This is a genomic window from Nocardia sp. NPDC003183, assembly GCF_053590715.1.
In genome coordinates, this window is record NZ_JBSFTG010000006.1 from 85,089 (window position 1) to 100,604 (window position 15,516).

Genomic DNA, 15,516 nt, shown 5'->3' on the forward strand with positions numbered 1-15,516 from the left:
CTCCCCTCTACCCGGCATGGTTCTGGTCGATCGGCGCCTGTGCCGAGGTGGGTGGCTGATGGCCATCGGGCCATTCGTTCACATTGTGAGTGCCGACCGGGTCACGGCGCGACCGGAGATAGATTCCGAGCGCCCCGGCGATCAGGAGGCCGAACACCACGAGCACGCCGGGGAGTCCACCGATGACGTTGGCGATCGCCCAGCAGATCGCGCCGACGATGCCCGCCATCGGCAGGGTCAGCAGCCAGGCCACAGCCATCCGGCCCATCACCCGCCAGCGCACCTCGGCGCCCTTGCCGATGCCGGTACCGAGGATCGCACCGGTCGCGGTCTGCGTGGTCGACAGCGGCAGACCGAAGTGCGCCGAGGTGAGAATGATCGCCGCCGAGGTCGACTCGGCGGCCAAGCCCTGCGGCGACTCGATCTCGACCAGGCCCTTGCCGAGGGTCCTGATGATCCGCCAGCCGCCGAGATAGGTGCCGAGGGCGATCGCGACGGCGCAGGCGGCCATCACCCACAGCGGCATGTGGTCGTCTTTGCCCAGCGAGCCGTAGGCGACCAGCGCGAGGAAGATGATGCCCATCGTCTTCTGCGCGTCGTTGGTGCCGTGCGCCAGCGAGACCAGGGAGGCCGAACCGATCTGGCCCCAGCGGAAGCCCTCTTCGGTTTTCTCCCGGTCGACGCCGTGGGTGATCCGGTACACCAGGAACGTGCCGATGGCCGCCACGATGGCCGCGATCACCGGCGCGAGCAGCGCGGGCAGCACGATCTTGATCAGCACCCCGTCCGACCCCGATGCCCAGATCACCCCGTTCCAGCCCAGCGCGGCGATCGTCGACCCGATCAGGCCGCCGAACAGGGCGTGCGAGGAACTCGACGGCAGGCCGAGCAGCCAGGTCAACAGGTTCCACAGAATGCCGCCGACCAGGCCGGCGAAGACGATGACCAGCAGGTCCTGCCCGCCCACATCGTCCAATTGGACGATCCCCTTCGCCACCGTCGCCGCGACCGATACCGACAGAAACGCACCGATCAGGTTCAGCACGCCCGAGAGCGCGACTGCCGTCTTCGGCTTCAGCGCACCGGTGGCGATCGAGGTCGCCATGGCGTTGGCCGTGTCGTGGAATCCGTTGGTGAAGTCGAACGCGAGAGCTGTGACGATGACGATCAACAGGACCATTAGTTCGGCGCTCACCGGAACAGTGTGTCGTATGCTGCCGCCGGATTGCCAAACTGTTGCGGGTAAGTCGCACGACCAGCGGCTGAGCTCAGCCGGCGGCCATGCCGAGCGCGCGCACCGCCTCGATGGTGTCGGCCTCCGCCGGTTCCTTGTCCGGCCGGTACCGCACCACCCTGGCGAAGCGCAGCGCGACTCCGCCCGGATATCGGGTACTGGTCTGGACGCCGTCGAGCGCGATCTCGACGACGAGTTCGGAACGCAGGTACACGGCCTGACCGTCGCGGTGGGTTTCGTGGCGCGGGAATTCCTCGGTCTGCCAGCGCAGCAGTTCGTCGGTGAGGCCCTTGAACGTCTTGCCGACCATCACCGGCTCACCGGTCTCCGGATCGCGGGCCGCCAGATGCAGGTTGGACAGGAACCCGGTGCGGCGGCCGTAACCCCATTCGGCGCCGATCACCAGTAGGTCGAGGGTGTGCGCGGGTTTGATCTTCTGCCAGGCTTTGCCGCGCCTGCCCGCGGCGTACGGGGCATCCAGCGCCTTGACCATCACGCCCTCGTTGCCGACCGCCAGTGCGTCGTCGTAGTAGTCGGCGGCGGCCTCTGGGGTCGGCGCGATGAGCGCGGGAATGCTGTGATCGCCCGCGACCCGCTCCAGCGCGGTGCGCCGGATGCGCAGTGGTTCGTCGATCAGATCGATGCCGTCCAGGTGCAGGCAGTCGAAGAAATAGGGGTGCAACCGGCGTGGATCGCCGATGGTCGCGAACCTGCTCATCGTCTCCTGGAACGGGCGCGGGCGGCCCGCGTCGGTCAGGGCGAGGGTTTCGCCGTCCAGGACCACGGTGGCGCAGTCGAGGGTCTTGACCAGCTCGACGAGTTCGGGGACGCCCGCGGTGATGTCGCGCAGGGTTCTGGTGAAGACCCAGACCTGGTCGCCGTCGCGGTGCACCTGGATGCGGGCGCCGTCGAGCTTGTGTTCGACACTGATGCCGGAGCCCAGCTCGGCGAGGGCCTCGTCCAGCGAACCGCCGGGTGCGGCGAGCATCGGCGCTACCGGGCGCCCTACTTCGAGGCGGAACGCGGCCAGGGCTTGCTCGCCCCCGGCGAGCGCGGCGATCGCGGTGACGGGCAGCCGGCCCGAGAGCATATGGGCTCGGCGCACCACGTCGACGGGGATGCCGGTGGACTGTGCGAGCGCCTCGACCACGATCGCGGTGAGCGCGCCCTGCCGGAGTTCGCCGGTGAGCAGGCGGACCAGGAAGGACTGCTCTTCCTCGGTCGCGGCGGTGAAGAGCGCGGTCAGCAATTCGCGGCGCCGGTTGGTCGAGCCCTTGCCGTTCAGGCCGGTGAGCTGGGAGAAGATGTCGTCCACCGCACCGACGGTGAGGCTCGCGTCGCCACTCGGCGGGGTCTCGAGCCCGGCCACCGTGCGCCACCCGGCCCCGATCCGGCCCTGCACCAGCTCGCCGGACAACCATGCCACCACGGTCCCGATCTCGGACGGGTCCGCGGCGCCGAAGAGCTCGGCCAGCGCGGCGGTTTTCGCCTTGCGCGACCGGGTCGCCCGCACGGCCGCGGAGGCCGTGACGACATCGCTGAACAGCACCCAACGACAGTATCGCGAGGGTGTGACACAGAGCTCGAGCCCCGTTGTTAAGAATCCATTGGCAAGCCTGCGAAACCGCCCCTAAACTGGACATATGGCCAAGACCTATGTCGGAGCGCGGCTGCGCCAGCTGCGGACCGAACGTGGGCTGAGCCAGGTCTCGCTCGCGCAGAAACTGGAGATCTCGGCCAGCTATCTGAACCAGATCGAACACGACGTGCGACCGCTCACCGTGCCGGTGCTCACGCGCATCAACGAGGTCTTCGGCGTCGACCCCACCTTCTTCTCCGCCCAGGACGACACCCGGCTCATCGCCGAGCTGTCCGAAGTGGTGATGGACGCCGAGCTCGGCATCGAGGCCGACACCCAGCAGATCGCCGACATGGTCTCCGCCCATCCGTCGATGGCGCGCGCCCTGGTGGCCCTGCACAACCGCTACCGCAACACCAGCGCCCAGCTGGCCGCCGCCACCGAGGACCGATTCGCCGACGGTTCCGGCAGCGCCGCGATCAGCAAGCCGCACGAGGAAGTGCGCGACTACTTCTATCAGCGCCAGAACTACATCCACGAATTGGATACCGCCGCAGAGGATCTCACCGCGCGCATCCGGTTCCACGGTGGCGAGGTGAGCACCGAGATCGTGCGCCTGCTGCGTGCGCACGGCGTGCGGATCAGCGAGCGCATCGACCTCGGCGAGGGCGTGCTGCACCATTTCGACCCCGAGACCAAACAGCTCGAGATCTCCCCACACCTGTCCGGTGGACAGCGCACCTTCAAACTCGCCGCCGAACTCGCCTACCTGGAATGCGGCCCGCTCCTCGAAAAACTGGTCGACGAGGGCAATTTCGCCTCCGATGCCTCGCACAAACTCGCGATGCTCGGCCTGGCGAACTACTTCGCGGCCGCGATGGTCTTGCCCTACACGCACTTTCACGAAGTAGCCGAGAATTTCCGCTACGACATCGAACGCCTGTCGGCGCATTTCTCGCAGAGTTTCGAAACCATCTGCCACCGCCTGTCGACCCTGCAACGGCCGACCCTGCGCGGCGTCCCGTTCTCCTTCGTCCGCGTCGACCGCGCGGGCAATATGTCGAAGCGCCAGTCCGCCACGGGTTTCCACTTCTCGGCCAGCGGCGGTACCTGCCCGCTCTGGAACGTCTACGAGACCTTCGCCTACCCCGGCAAGATCATGACCCAGATCGCCCAGATGCCCGACGGCCGCAAATACCTCTGGATCGCGCGCACCGTGGAACGCCGCGCCACCCGCTACGGCCAACCCGGCAAGACCTTCGCGATCGGCCTCGGCTGCGAGCTGCGCCACGCGGGCCGCGTCGTCTACGCCGACGGCATCGACCTGGGCGAAGCCAACGCCACCCCCATCGGCGCGGGCTGCCGAGTGTGCGTGCGCTCCAACTGCCCCCAGCGCGCCTTCCCGCCGCTGGGCAAGGCCCTCGACATCAGCGAACACCGCAGCTCGGTCTCGCCCTACCTCATCAAATAGCTACTCAGAAGGCTTCCTCCGAGACCGCCATGATGTCGTTGTCGATGGCGGCCAGGATGTTCTTGGTAGCGGTGAGTTCGGGGAGGACATTTTTGGCGAAGAAACTCGCCGCGGCGACTTTGCCCTGGTAGTAGGGGCGGTCCCGCGGTGCGGCGTCGGAGGCCAGGGCGGCGGCGGCGATGTCGGCCTGGACCAGCAGGCGCCAGGCGATGAGGAGATCGCCGACCGCCATCAGGAAGCGAACCGAGCCGAGGCCCACCTTGTAGAGCTCGGTGGGCTCGCTCCGGCCCGCCATGGCGTAGCCGGTGAGGGTGGCGGCCATCGCGCCGACGTCGGCCTGGGCGGTGCGCAGCAGGGCGCGCTCGGTGGCGAAACGGCCGGTGTCATTGTCCAGGTAGCCGCCGATCTGAGCGTTCACGTGGGATAGGGCGACGCCACGATCGCGAATGATCTTGCGGAAGAAGAAGTCCTGGGCCTGGATCGCCGTGGTGCCCTCGTAGAGCGAGTCGATCTTGGCGTCACGGATGTACTGCTCGATCGGATAGTCCTGCAGATAGCCGGAGCCGCCGAAAGTCTGCAGCGACTCGGCGAGCAGCTGGTACGCGCGCTCGGATCCCACGCCCTTGACGATCGGCAGCAGCAGATCGTTCACGCGGTGCGCGGTCTCCGGATCGGCACCGGACACCAGCTGCGCCACATCCGCGTTCTGATGCGCGGCGGTATACAGATACACCGCTCGCAACCCCTCCGCGTAGGCCTTCTGCATGGCCAGCGACCGGCGCACATCGGGGTGATGGGTGATGGTGACGCGCGGCGCCGCCTTGTCGGCGACCTGCGTCAGATCCGCGCCCTGCACCCGCGTCTTGGCGTACTCGAGCGCGTTCAGATACCCGGTCGACAACGTCCCGGACGACTTCACACCGACCGTCATCCGCGCGTTCTCGATCACCTTGAACATCTGGGCGATGCCGTTGTGCACATCGCCGACCAGCCAGCCCTTGGCGGGCACCGCGGTGCCGCCGAAGGTCACCTCGCAGGTCGGCGAGGACTTGATCCCCATCTTGTGCTCGACCCCGGTCACGTACACACCGTTGCGGTCGCCCGGTTCCAGCGTCTGCGGATCGAAGAGGAACTTCGGCACGTAGAACAGCGAAAGCCCCTTGGTGCCGGGGCCTGCGCCCTCCGGCCGGGCGAGCACCAGGTGGAAGATGTTCTCGGCCGTATCACCCACGTCACCGCCGGAAATGAACCGTTTCACCCCGTCGATGTGCCATGACCCGTCGGGCTGCGGCACGGCCCTGGTGCGACCGGCGCCGACATCGGATCCGGCATCCGGCTCGGTGAGCACCATGGTCGCCTGCCACCCGCGCTCGAACCCGCCCTGTGCCCAGCGCTTCTGTTCGTCGTTGCCGATCTCGTAGAGCACCGAGCCCATCATCGGGCCCATGTTGAAGAAGCTGGCCGCCGGATTGGCACAGATGATGAGCTCGTTGATCGCCCACATCAGCGCGTTCGGGGCGGCGGTGCCGTCCATACCCGCCGGCATGGCCAGGCGGTACCAGCCCGCTTCGTGCACCACGTCCACCGTCTTGCGCAGCGGATCGGGCACGGTGATGTCGTGGGTATCGGGGTGGAAGACCACCGGGTGCCGGTCGGCCTCGGCGAACGAGTCCGCGATCGGACCTTCGGCCAGGTGTTTCACCTCGTCGAGGAGCTGGCGCACCGTATCGGAGTCCAGGTCGCCGTAGGCGCCCGTGTCCAGAACCTTGTCCAGGTTCAGGACCTCGAACAGATTGAACTCGATGTCACGCACGTTCGCCTTGTAGTGCCCCATTGGGCCCTCCTCGACTGACCGCACACGGCCGATTGCCGTGTGGCTCGACGGCTCGACGTTGTACAAATCGAAGCGTGCCGCACCTGCGCGCCCCTACGCAACCGTAGGCAAGGCGACCCTTCTCCAGCTGTCGCCGACGAACAATTCACACGGACGAAACAGACGAAACGGGCACGTGACCGAGAGACATTCGGGTGCAACAAGTTCCATCTACTGTCTCGAATCACGAATACAGCTTCTGTATACAACTCGGTGTACATCCAGTCTCCGGGGCAGACAGCGGCGGTATTCGTTGTGGCGCGTGTGGCGCCGCCGTTACACCTGATGAGGAGAACCGCCCCATGTCTGAATCCCGTTTGGTCAAGGCACTTGTCGTGCCTGCCGCGGTGGCCGTCGCCGGCCTGCTGCTCACCGGCTGTGGTGCGCGCGACGACGCGTCGACCGGCTCGACCGCAGCCTCCTGCGTCGACACCAGCAAGGACACCATCAAGGTGGGCTCGCTGCACTCGCTGTCGGGCACGATGGCCATTTCCGAAGTCACCGTGGCCAATTCGACCAAGCTGGCGATCGACCAGATCAACGCGGCGGGCGGCGTCCTCGGCAAGAAGATCGAGATCGTCCTCGAAGACGGCGCCTCGGACCCCAAGACCTTCGCCGAGAAGGCGGAGAAGCTGATCAGCTCCGACTGTGTCGCTTCGGTGTTCGGCGGCTGGACCTCGTCGAGCCGCAAGGCCATGAAGCCCAAGTTCGAGAGCCTGAACTCGCTGCTCTACTACCCCGTGCAGTACGAGGGTCTGGAAGATTCCAAGAACATCTTCTACACCGGCGCCACCACCAACCAGCAGATCATTCCCGCGCTGGACTACCTGAAGCAGAAGGGCATCAAGTCCCTCTACCTGGTCGGCTCCGACTACGTCTTCCCGCAGACCGCCAACCGCGAGATCAAGGCCTACGCCGCGGCCAACGGCATCGAGATCAAGGGCGAGGACTACACCCCGCTGGGCTCCACCGACTTCTCCACCATCGTCAACAAGGTGCGCGCCGCCAAGGCGGGCGCGGTGTTCAACACCCTCAACGGCGACTCCAACGTCGCCTTCTTCCGCGAGTACACCAACGCGGGCCTGAAAGCCGCTGAGATGCCGGTGGTTTCGGTATCGATCGCCGAGGAAGAGGTCGCGGGCATCGGCGCGCAGAACATCGCGGGCCAGCTCACCGCCTGGAACTACTACCAGACCGTCGACTCCCCGGCGAACAAGAAGTTCGTCGCCGACTACAAGGCGGCCTTCGGCGCCGACAAGCCCACCTCGGACCCGATGGAAGCCGCCTACGCCTCGGTGTACCTGTGGAAGAACACCGTCGAGAAGGCGAAGTCGTTCGCCGTGGCCGACATTCAGGCCGCGGCCGACGGCGTGAGCTTCGACGCCCCCGAGGGCACCGTCACCATCGACGGCTCCAACCACCACATCACCAAGACCGCCCGGATCGGCGAGATCCGCCCCGACGGCCTGATCTACACCGTCTGGGATTCCGGCAAGGCCATCACCCCGGACCCGTACCTGAAGTCCTACGAATGGGCCAAGGGCCTCAAGTAAACAGCCCGACAGATGTGGGACGCGCAGTGCGCGCGTCCCACATCGCCCCATCTCCAAGGAGTCCACTGCAATGGACGTGCTGATCAGTCAGCTCTTCACCGGGCTGAGTCTGGGATCCATTCTTCTGCTCGCCGCGCTCGGCCTTTCCCTGACGTTCGGTCAGATGGGCGTCATCAATATGGCGCACGGCGAATTCATCATGGCCGGTTGCTACACCACTTATGTAGTGCAGCAAGTCTTCTCGTCGGCCGGAGTGTCGCTGGTCGTGTCCCTGCTGATGGGCTTCCTCATCGGCGGCCTGCTCGGTGCCGCCCTGGAGATGGGCCTGATCCGCTACATGTACGACCGACCGCTGGACACCCTGCTCGTCACCTTCGGTGTCGGACTCGTGCTCCAGCAGGCCGCGCGTGACATCTTCGGCGCCCCCGCCAAGAACGTGCTGGTGCCCGAATGGCTCAGTGGCGGCATCACTATCGCGGGCGCGGTCGTGCCGAAGACCCGCATCTTCATCCTGGTGCTGGCGATCGTCGCGGTGACCACCCTGGCCGCCGTGCTCAAGACCACCCCGATGGGTCGACGGATTCGCGCCGTCGTGCAGAACCGTGGACTGGCCGAAACCAGCGGCATCTCCAGCAGATTCACCGATATCAGCACGTTCTTCATCGGTTCCGGACTGGCCGGCGTCGCCGGTGTGGCGCTCACCCTGATCGGTTCGACGAGCCCCACCATCGGCCAGAGCTATCTGATCGACGCGTTCCTGGTGGTCGTGATCGGCGGCCTCGGCCAGATCAAGGGCACGGTGATCGCGGCGTTCGCGCTCGGGCTGCTCAACTCGTTCATCGAATACTCCACCACCGCGTCCATCGCGAAGGTGATCGTGTTCGTGCTGATCGTCATCTTCCTGCAGGTCCGCCCGCAGGGCCTGTTCACCGTGCGGACGAGGAGCCTGGCATGACCGCACTCACCGAACGTCTCCGCGAATACCCGCGGCTCACACCACTACTCGGCTTCGGCGTCGCGGCGATCCTGCTGTTCGCCGTCGCCCCTGCGGTTCTGAGCGATTTCCGCCTGAACCTTCTGGCCAAGTTCCTCTGCTTCGCCATCGTGGCGGCCGGTATCGGATTGGCGTGGGGCCGAGGCGGAATGCTCACCCTGGGCCAGGGCGTGTTCTTCGGCATCGGCGCCTACATCATGGCCATGCACATGCAGCTCGCCGACGCCGCCCGCCTCGGCAACGACGTCCCGGAATTCATGGAGATCTCCGGCATCAGCGAACTGCCGGGATTCTGGCAGCCGTTCAGTTCCGCGCCGGTGGCGATTCTCGGCATCCTGGTGCTGCCCGCGCTGGTCGCGGCGGTGCTCGGGTACGGCGTGTTCAAGCGCCGGGTGCGCGGCGCCTACTTCGCCATCCTGAGCCAGGCACTGGCCGCGGCGCTGGCGATCCTGCTCACCGGTCAGCAGGCCATCGGCGGCTTCACCGGACTGTCGGACTTCCGCTCCTTCTTCGGGTTCCGGCTGTCGGACCCGGCCAACCGGCAGATGCTGTTCTTCATCGCGTCGGGCACGCTGCTGGTGGTGGTGGCGCTGATCCGCCAGCTCAACCGCAGCCGCTACGGCGAACTGCTGGTGGCGGTGCGCGATGCCGAGGAGCGCGTGCGTTTCCTCGGCTACGACCCGGCCAATATCAAAATCGTCGCCTATGTGGTGGCGGCGTTCCTCGCCGGTATCGCCGGTGCGCTGTTCACTCCGATCGTCGGCATCATCTCGCCCGCCGACATCGGCGTCATCCCGTCGATCGCCTTCCTCATCGGTGTCGCCATCGGTGGCCGCACCACCCTGCTCGGACCGATCCTCGGTGCGATCGGCGTCGCCTGGGCGCAGACCTCGCTGTCGGAGTCGTTCCCGTCGGGCTGGACCTACATGCAGGGCGTGCTGTTCATCGTGGTCGTCGGGTTCATCCCCGCCGGTCTGGCCGGGCTGTGGCCGATGTTCAAGGGCTGGCTCGACAGCCGCAAGAAGCTGCCGCCCGCACCGGAAGAACCCGCCGCCGTCGTCACCGAGGAGAAGGTGCAAGCGCGATGACACTCGAACCCAAAGCCGGCGGCAACGCGGGCATGGACAGCGACTACCTCGAAATCCGTGGTCTCACTGTCAGTTTCGACGGCTTCAAAGCCGTCACCGATGTCGACCTCACGGTGTTGCAAGGCGACCTGCGATTCCTGATCGGACCGAACGGCGCGGGCAAGACCACGCTGATCGATGCCATCACCGGCCTCGTCCCGGCGACCGGTTCGGCGCAGAAGTCGGGCACCGAACTCCTCGGCAAGAAGGTGCACCAGATCGCGCGCCTCGGCATCGGGCGCACCTTCCAGACGGCCAGTGTGTTCGAGCAACTCACCGTGTTGCAGAACCTGGATATCGCGGCGGGTGCCGGGCGTTCGGCACTGTCGCTGCTGCGCATGCGCAAGTCGGTGCTGCCGAGCATCGAACAGGCCCTGGAGACAACGGGTCTCACCGCGCTGCGGGACAAGCCCGCCGGGGTGCTCGCGCACGGACAGAAGCAGTGGCTCGAGATCGGCATGCTGCTGGTGCAGAACGCCTCGGTGCTGCTGCTCGACGAGCCGGTCGCGGGCATGAGCGCCGAGGAGCGCGAGGAGACCGGAAACCTGTTGCGCCGCATCGGCAGTGATCGCGTGGTGATCGTCGTCGAGCACGACATGGACTTCATGCGGTCCTTCGCCACCTCGGTCACCGTGCTCGCGGGCGGCAAGGTCCTCAGCGAGGGCAGCGTCGAACAGGTGCAGGCCGATCCGAAAGTGCAAGAGGTCTATCTGGGCACCGCGACTCTGGTTGCGACAGACAAGGAGTCGGCCGATGCTTGAACTACACGACATCCGTTCCGGATACGGGCGCACCGAGGTCATCCACGGTGTCAGCATGACCGTGCCCGACGACAGCGTCGTCGCGATCATGGGCCACAACGGCGCGGGCAAGACCACGCTGCTGCGCGCGGCGGTGGGGCTGCTGCCCACCAAATCGGGCACCATCACCTTCGACGGCGAGAAGATCACGAAACTCTCGCCCTCGCAACGGGTCAAGCGCGGCATCGGTTATGTGCCGCAGGGCCAGCAGAGCTTCGGGCAGCTGACCACCGCCGAGAACCTGCAGGTGGTCGCGGACGGGCGCAAACGCGGCAAGGCGCTGATCGACGAATCCCTCGATCTTTTCCCCGCGTTGAAGGACCTGCTCACCCGCAAGGCGGGCCTGCTCTCGGGCGGGCAACGTCAGCAGCTGGCCATCGCCCGGGCACTGATCACCGAGCCGAAGCTGCTCATCCTCGACGAACCCACCGAGGGCATCCAGCCGTCGGTGGTCGCCGAAATCGAGCGCACCATCATCGAATTGACGCAGCGCGGCGGTTTGAGCGTGCTGCTGGTGGAGCAGCACATCGGCTTCGCACTGCAAGCCGCGCAACAGTACTACGTGCTGCACTCGGGGCATCTCGGTTCGACCGGGGCAGGCGGGGCAGGTGCGGAATCCGCGGTCCGCGCGGCGATGGCGATCTGATCGCAGCGGCGCACATGGCCGGGAGGGGATCGGGCGAGGACGCGCGTCCCGCCGGCGGCGGGCGGCGGGTGCCGCTGGCCGCGCGCGTCTACGACGAACTCCGCCACGACCTCGCCACCGGGGAACTGGCGCCGACCGAACGGCTGCGCGCCGAACGGCTGGCCCAGCGCTACGGCGTCTCGCGCACCCCGGTGCGCGAGGCGCTGGCCCGGCTCCAGGCCGACGGGCTCGTGCAGCGACATCCCGACGGTCTCTACCTGTACCGGCCACGCCTGAACGAACTCGACGAGCTCTACGAACTGCGAATCGTGCTGGAATCCCGTGGTTTTCAGCGTATCGCCGCGGGTGGCTCCGTCCAGGTGCACATCCCGTCCGAGCACGACCTACCCACCGTGCGCGCCGAGCTGGCCCGTTGGCTCGAATACCGCGACACCCCACCGGAACCCGGGCCCGACCTGGTCGCCGCCGACGAGCGGTTCCACACCGAGCTGCTCAGAGCGGCGGGCAATTCCGCCCTCGCCGAGGCACTGGCCGCCGTCTACCTGCGGGTTCGCCCGGTGCGCACGATGGATGTGCCGACCGCCGAGCGGGTGGCGGCCATGACAGCCGATCACATCACCATCGCCGAGCAGGTGCTCGCCGGGGACGGCGAACAGGCCCTGCACACCCTCACCGCCCACATCGACTCCTCCCGCGCGCACGTCCGGGTGCGCGCCGAGCAGGCGATCGCCTTCACCAAACTCGGTCGCGCCGTGCGGGATTGATCAGCAGTCCGTCTGGAACGGCCAGCACTCGGTCTTGCGCGGAGTCGCCGACGTGGGCGCACGGGTAGTCGAGGTCTGCGACGTATCCGACATCGGGCGCGGATGCGGCGAATCCTGGATCAGCGCCACGCCGACGACCACGAAGACCACGAAGATGCCGAGCACCGCGGCGGCGAACAGTCCGATGCCGACGAGCTTTCCCCGCCGCGACGGATCCGGCGGCGGGGCGGGCTCGCTGAATACGCGCACCTGCCGCGCCACCGGAGTCGGCGCGGGTCGATGGGTGTCGAAGCCCTCCTCGACCAGTTCGGCACGCGATGGCGCCTCGACCACACCGAGCGCCGTACAGGTGGTGAGCACGCGCTCGACCGTCCATTCGCGCGGCCCCGCCGAGAACCCTTCCAGGTACACCCGCAGCTCGTGCGCATCGACGCTGTTCGCGACCAGTACGTCCAGACCCGGCCGCAGCGCGGTGCGCGCCGGCCGCACCACCACGCCCCGATACGGCACGAGCACCACCGCGCCGGAGACGTGTCTGCTGTCCTGCAACGCCTGCTCCAGCGCGACCCGCACCGCGTGCACCCCGTGTTCGACCCGGTCGGTGAGACCGTTCGACGTGTCGGCTTCTAAATCCAGCGGACTGTCGCTGATCATCCAGGTGCCGTCGGCGGCGGCGGTGAGCAGCCCGCTCTGCCGTCGCCGGAAACCCTTCACTTCGAGCACCGTGATCCCGCGCGGCGTCACGATCACCGCGCCGAGCCGCCGGTCACCCACCCGGCAGTCGACCAGTGCGAGCCCCGTACTCGGATAGGCGCGCAGGCAGTCCACGAGCTCACGCTCGGCGCCGGTGAGCTCGGCACCCGGTCTGATCCGAACCAGCATGTGCGATGTTCCCCTACCAGTGCTGCGACCTCACACCGCCGCTGCGCGCTGCGGTACCCACCGATCATGACGCGCAACTGTTCCGAAAACCACTGGAAACCAAAGAAAACCGGCACGAATACAGGAGTGGCCCCTCGAGCGGATACCGGCGAGTACGCTCCGATCCTGGCCGACGATGTTCGAGAAGACAGGTGGATCAGAGATGGATTCAGCGCCCCTACCACGCGTTTCGCCGGGACGGTTCGGTGAACTCGGGCCGATCAACTGGGTTGTCTGGCAAGTACTTTCCCGCGCGTCGGGCACCGAGGACGCGCATCTGTTCAGCACCCTCGGGCGCACCGGCGGGCTCTTTCGCGGCTGGCTGCATTTCTCCGGCAAGCTCATGCCGGGTGGCAGGTTGGCGCGCGCCGAGGCCGAGCTGGTGATCCTGCGCGTCGCTCAGCTGCGCGAATGCGACTACGAGGCCGACCATCATCGTCGATTGGGCCGCAAGGCGGGGCTGTCGCCAGTCGAGATCGAGCGGGTTGCCGCAGGTCCCGAGGCCCAGGGCTGGACTCCGCGGCAGCGGGCGCTGCTGAATGTCGCCGATCAGCTGGTGAACACCCGGAACGTGGACGATGCGGCGTGGAACGCGCTGGCCGAGCACTACGACGAGCGGACGCTGATCGAGATCGTGCTGCTGGTCAATCAGTACGAGGGTCTGGCGTCGACCATCACGACCTTGCGGATCGAGCGTGACACGTTCTGACCGTGTGACCCAGGTCATATAGCGAGACGGCGCGGAGTCTCCCACAGTAAAGGCGTACAACGTACGGAGTTCACCGCTACCGAGGAGACCCCATGCAGATCAGCGCTTCCGCTCTCTCGCTCAATGTCGCCGACCCCCAGACCTCTGCCCAGTTCCTGATCGAGCACCTCGGCTTCACCGAGAAGATGGCCGCCGACGGGTTCGTCAATGTGACGCGGGCCGATGCGGGCATGGACGTGATCTACCTGCGCACCGGCCTCGGCTCGTTCAAGCCCGCCCGTATCGCCGGCAGCGCGGGCGAGGGACTGCTCGTCGTGTTCGTCGTCGACGACATCGACCGCGAATACGACCGCCTGCGGGCCGAGGGCGTCCCGATCGAGACGCCCATCGAAACCGAGGAGTGGGGCGAGCGGTACTTCCAGATGACCGACCCCAACGGGATCGTCATCCAGCTCGTGCAATGGGTGTGATCAGCGGCGAGCGACGCGCAGCGCGGCCACGATCATCGGGATCTGCAACGGCAGCCGCGCCAGCACGCCTGCCTTGAAAGCCTTGGGCGCCTTCGGATTACCGACCACATCCACCGTCATCTGGATATTGGCCGGGAAGACGCCGATGAACAGCGCCGCGGCCAGCCACCCGCCGAGCCGCCGGGTGCGCGGCACCGCAAGCGCGGTCGCCACACCCAGCTCGGCAACCCCGGACCCGTACGTATAGGTCCGCGGGTTGCCGGGCAGCTGCGGCGGCACGATCTTGTCGAACGGCTTGGGCGCTACGAAGTGCAGGGTGCCCATGACGAACAGCAATCCACTCAGCCAGGAGTGCGAACGTCGACGGGGATTTTGATCAGCCACAACCCCGACGGTACCGCTTCGCCGGGTACTCCGGCCGAACCAGGGCGGTGGTCGCCCACCGGGCCCGCGCCCGGTGAGCTACCCCTGTGCCGTCGCCATCGGGGCGGCGACTACTGCGCGAAGACCGTGGACGCCGAGGTCGCCGGGCGGCCGAGGAGCTTGGTCAGATCGCCGGTGGTCACCTCCAGCAGGCCCTCGCCGATGCCGGCGTCGGCGTCGGCGAGGACGGCGGCGTACTGCTCCTCGAGACCCGCCGCGCGCAGGGCTGCCGCGTAGTCGTCCTTGGCGAGGTCCGCGTAACGGATCGGGGAGCCCTTCGCCTCGGTGGCCGCGGCCGCCAGGTCGGCGCCGGTCAGCGCCTCGTCACCGCCCAGTTCGTAGACGCGGCCCTCGTGGCCCTCGCCGGTCAGCACGCGCGCGGCCGCCTCGGCGTAGTCGGCGCGTGCGGCGCCGGAGACACGACCCTGGGCCATCGCGCCGTGCAGGACACCGGACTGGGCCGCGTTCGCGACGGCTCCGGCGTAGTTCTCCCAGTACCAGCTGTTGCGCAGCAGCACCGTCGGCACGGCGGCGCTCGCCAGCACCTCTTCGGTGCCGCGATGCTCGGCGGCCAGCAGCATCGGATTGCGGTCGGCGCGCGGAATGCTGGTGTAGGCCAGCAGTTCGACCCCGGCGCGCTCGGCGGCGCGAAGCACAGTGGTGTGCTGGGCTACTCGCTTGCCGAACTCGTTGCCCGAGATCAGCAGCACCCGGTCCACACCGGCCAGGGCGGCGTCGAGTGCCGCCGGATCGTCGTAGGACGCCTGCCGCACTTGCGCGCCGCGCGCGGCGAGGTCGGCCACCTTGCTCGGATCGCGCACGATCGCGACCGGTCGCTCCCCTGCGGCGAGCAGAGCCTCCATGACCAACCGGCCGAGCTTTCCGCCTGCTGCTGTCACTGCCACGGTCATTGCTGCCTCCATCGGTACAAGTACTAACTATTAGTAAGCAC

15 protein-coding genes are annotated in these 15,516 nt (G+C 67.2%); 9 read left to right on the forward strand and 6 right to left on the reverse strand.

What is annotated here, in order from left to right; all coding sequences use genetic code 11:
* Nucleotides 1-7: 7 nt before the first annotated feature.
* Nucleotides 8-1,195, reverse strand: a complete 1,188-nt coding sequence (locus tag ACWDXS_RS20120; RefSeq protein WP_378991135.1) for an inorganic phosphate transporter — start codon at nucleotides 1,193-1,195, stop codon at nucleotides 8-10.
* A 73-nt stretch (nucleotides 1,196-1,268) separates the two neighbouring features.
* Complete coding sequence (locus tag ACWDXS_RS20125; RefSeq protein WP_449967652.1) at nucleotides 1,269-2,783, reverse strand: ATP-dependent DNA ligase; 1,515 nt, start codon at nucleotides 2,781-2,783, stop codon at nucleotides 1,269-1,271.
* 94 nt (nucleotides 2,784-2,877) lie between these two features.
* Between ACWDXS_RS20125 and ramB the strand changes: the two genes are divergently transcribed.
* Nucleotides 2,878-4,284 carry an acetate metabolism transcriptional regulator RamB gene (ramB, locus tag ACWDXS_RS20130; protein WP_378991138.1) on the forward strand — a complete coding sequence of 469 codons (1,407 nt, stop codon included), beginning with the start codon at nucleotides 2,878-2,880 and terminating at the stop codon, nucleotides 4,282-4,284.
* 4 nt (nucleotides 4,285-4,288) lie between these two features.
* On the opposite strand, the gene ACWDXS_RS20135 is transcribed toward ramB, so the two are convergent.
* Complete coding sequence (locus ACWDXS_RS20135) at nucleotides 4,289-6,118, reverse strand: acyl-CoA dehydrogenase (protein ID WP_449967656.1); 1,830 nt, start codon at nucleotides 6,116-6,118, stop codon at nucleotides 4,289-4,291.
* A gap of 341 nt (nucleotides 6,119-6,459) precedes the next feature.
* On the opposite strand from ACWDXS_RS20135, the gene urtA reads away from it, so the two are divergent.
* The 6 genes from urtA (at nucleotide 6,460) to ACWDXS_RS20165 (ending at nucleotide 12,041) form a co-directional block, all read left to right on the forward strand.
* Nucleotides 6,460-7,710, forward strand: a complete 1,251-nt coding sequence (gene urtA, locus ACWDXS_RS20140; RefSeq protein ID WP_056814694.1) for an urea ABC transporter substrate-binding protein — start codon at nucleotides 6,460-6,462, stop codon at nucleotides 7,708-7,710.
* 70 nt (nucleotides 7,711-7,780) lie between these two features.
* Complete coding sequence (gene urtB / locus ACWDXS_RS20145; RefSeq protein WP_266293973.1) at nucleotides 7,781-8,665, forward strand: urea ABC transporter permease subunit UrtB; 885 nt, start codon at nucleotides 7,781-7,783, stop codon at nucleotides 8,663-8,665.
* On the forward strand, nucleotides 8,662-9,792 hold the full coding sequence (gene urtC, locus ACWDXS_RS20150) for an urea ABC transporter permease subunit UrtC (RefSeq protein ID WP_378991140.1): 1,131 nt from the start codon (nucleotides 8,662-8,664) through the stop codon (nucleotides 9,790-9,792). The genes urtB and urtC overlap by 4 nt, the downstream gene beginning before the upstream one ends.
* Nucleotides 9,789-10,592 carry an urea ABC transporter ATP-binding protein UrtD gene (urtD, locus tag ACWDXS_RS20155; protein WP_387445604.1) on the forward strand — a complete coding sequence of 268 codons (804 nt, stop codon included), beginning with the start codon at nucleotides 9,789-9,791 and terminating at the stop codon, nucleotides 10,590-10,592. Before urtC ends, urtD begins: the two co-directional genes overlap by 4 nt.
* Nucleotides 10,585-11,277: an urea ABC transporter ATP-binding subunit UrtE gene (gene urtE, locus ACWDXS_RS20160; protein ID WP_056814706.1), complete on the forward strand. Its 693-nt coding sequence runs from the start codon at nucleotides 10,585-10,587 to the stop codon at nucleotides 11,275-11,277. The genes urtD and urtE overlap by 8 nt, the downstream gene beginning before the upstream one ends.
* A 14-nt stretch (nucleotides 11,278-11,291) precedes the next feature.
* Nucleotides 11,292-12,041, forward strand: coding sequence for a GntR family transcriptional regulator (locus ACWDXS_RS20165; RefSeq protein ID WP_449967661.1), 750 nt, complete (start codon nucleotides 11,292-11,294; stop codon nucleotides 12,039-12,041).
* On the opposite strand, the gene ACWDXS_RS20170 is transcribed toward ACWDXS_RS20165, so the two are convergent.
* Nucleotides 12,042-12,923, reverse strand: a complete 882-nt coding sequence (locus ACWDXS_RS20170) for an NERD domain-containing protein (RefSeq protein WP_449967664.1) — start codon at nucleotides 12,921-12,923, stop codon at nucleotides 12,042-12,044. It lies immediately after the preceding gene.
* Nucleotides 12,924-13,125: 202 nt separating this feature from the next.
* On the opposite strand from ACWDXS_RS20170, the gene ACWDXS_RS20175 reads away from it, so the two are divergent.
* The gene (locus ACWDXS_RS20175; RefSeq protein WP_387445601.1) at nucleotides 13,126-13,671 is read left to right on the forward strand and encodes a carboxymuconolactone decarboxylase family protein; all 546 of its coding nucleotides are present in this window, start codon (nucleotides 13,126-13,128) and stop codon (nucleotides 13,669-13,671) included.
* A 92-nt stretch (nucleotides 13,672-13,763) separates the two neighbouring features.
* The gene (locus ACWDXS_RS20180; protein WP_378991148.1) at nucleotides 13,764-14,141 is read left to right on the forward strand and encodes a VOC family protein; all 378 of its coding nucleotides are present in this window, start codon (nucleotides 13,764-13,766) and stop codon (nucleotides 14,139-14,141) included.
* On the opposite strand, the gene ACWDXS_RS20185 is transcribed toward ACWDXS_RS20180, so the two are convergent.
* Together ACWDXS_RS20185 and ACWDXS_RS20190 are read right to left on the reverse strand one after the other, a co-directional pair.
* On the reverse strand, nucleotides 14,142-14,465 hold the full coding sequence (locus ACWDXS_RS20185; RefSeq protein WP_378991245.1) for a DoxX family protein: 324 nt from the start codon (nucleotides 14,463-14,465) through the stop codon (nucleotides 14,142-14,144).
* Nucleotides 14,466-14,635: 170 nt separating this feature from the next.
* On the reverse strand, nucleotides 14,636-15,475 hold the full coding sequence (locus tag ACWDXS_RS20190) for an NmrA family NAD(P)-binding protein (RefSeq protein WP_449967668.1): 840 nt from the start codon (nucleotides 15,473-15,475) through the stop codon (nucleotides 14,636-14,638).
* Nucleotides 15,476-15,516: the final 41 nt, after the last annotated feature.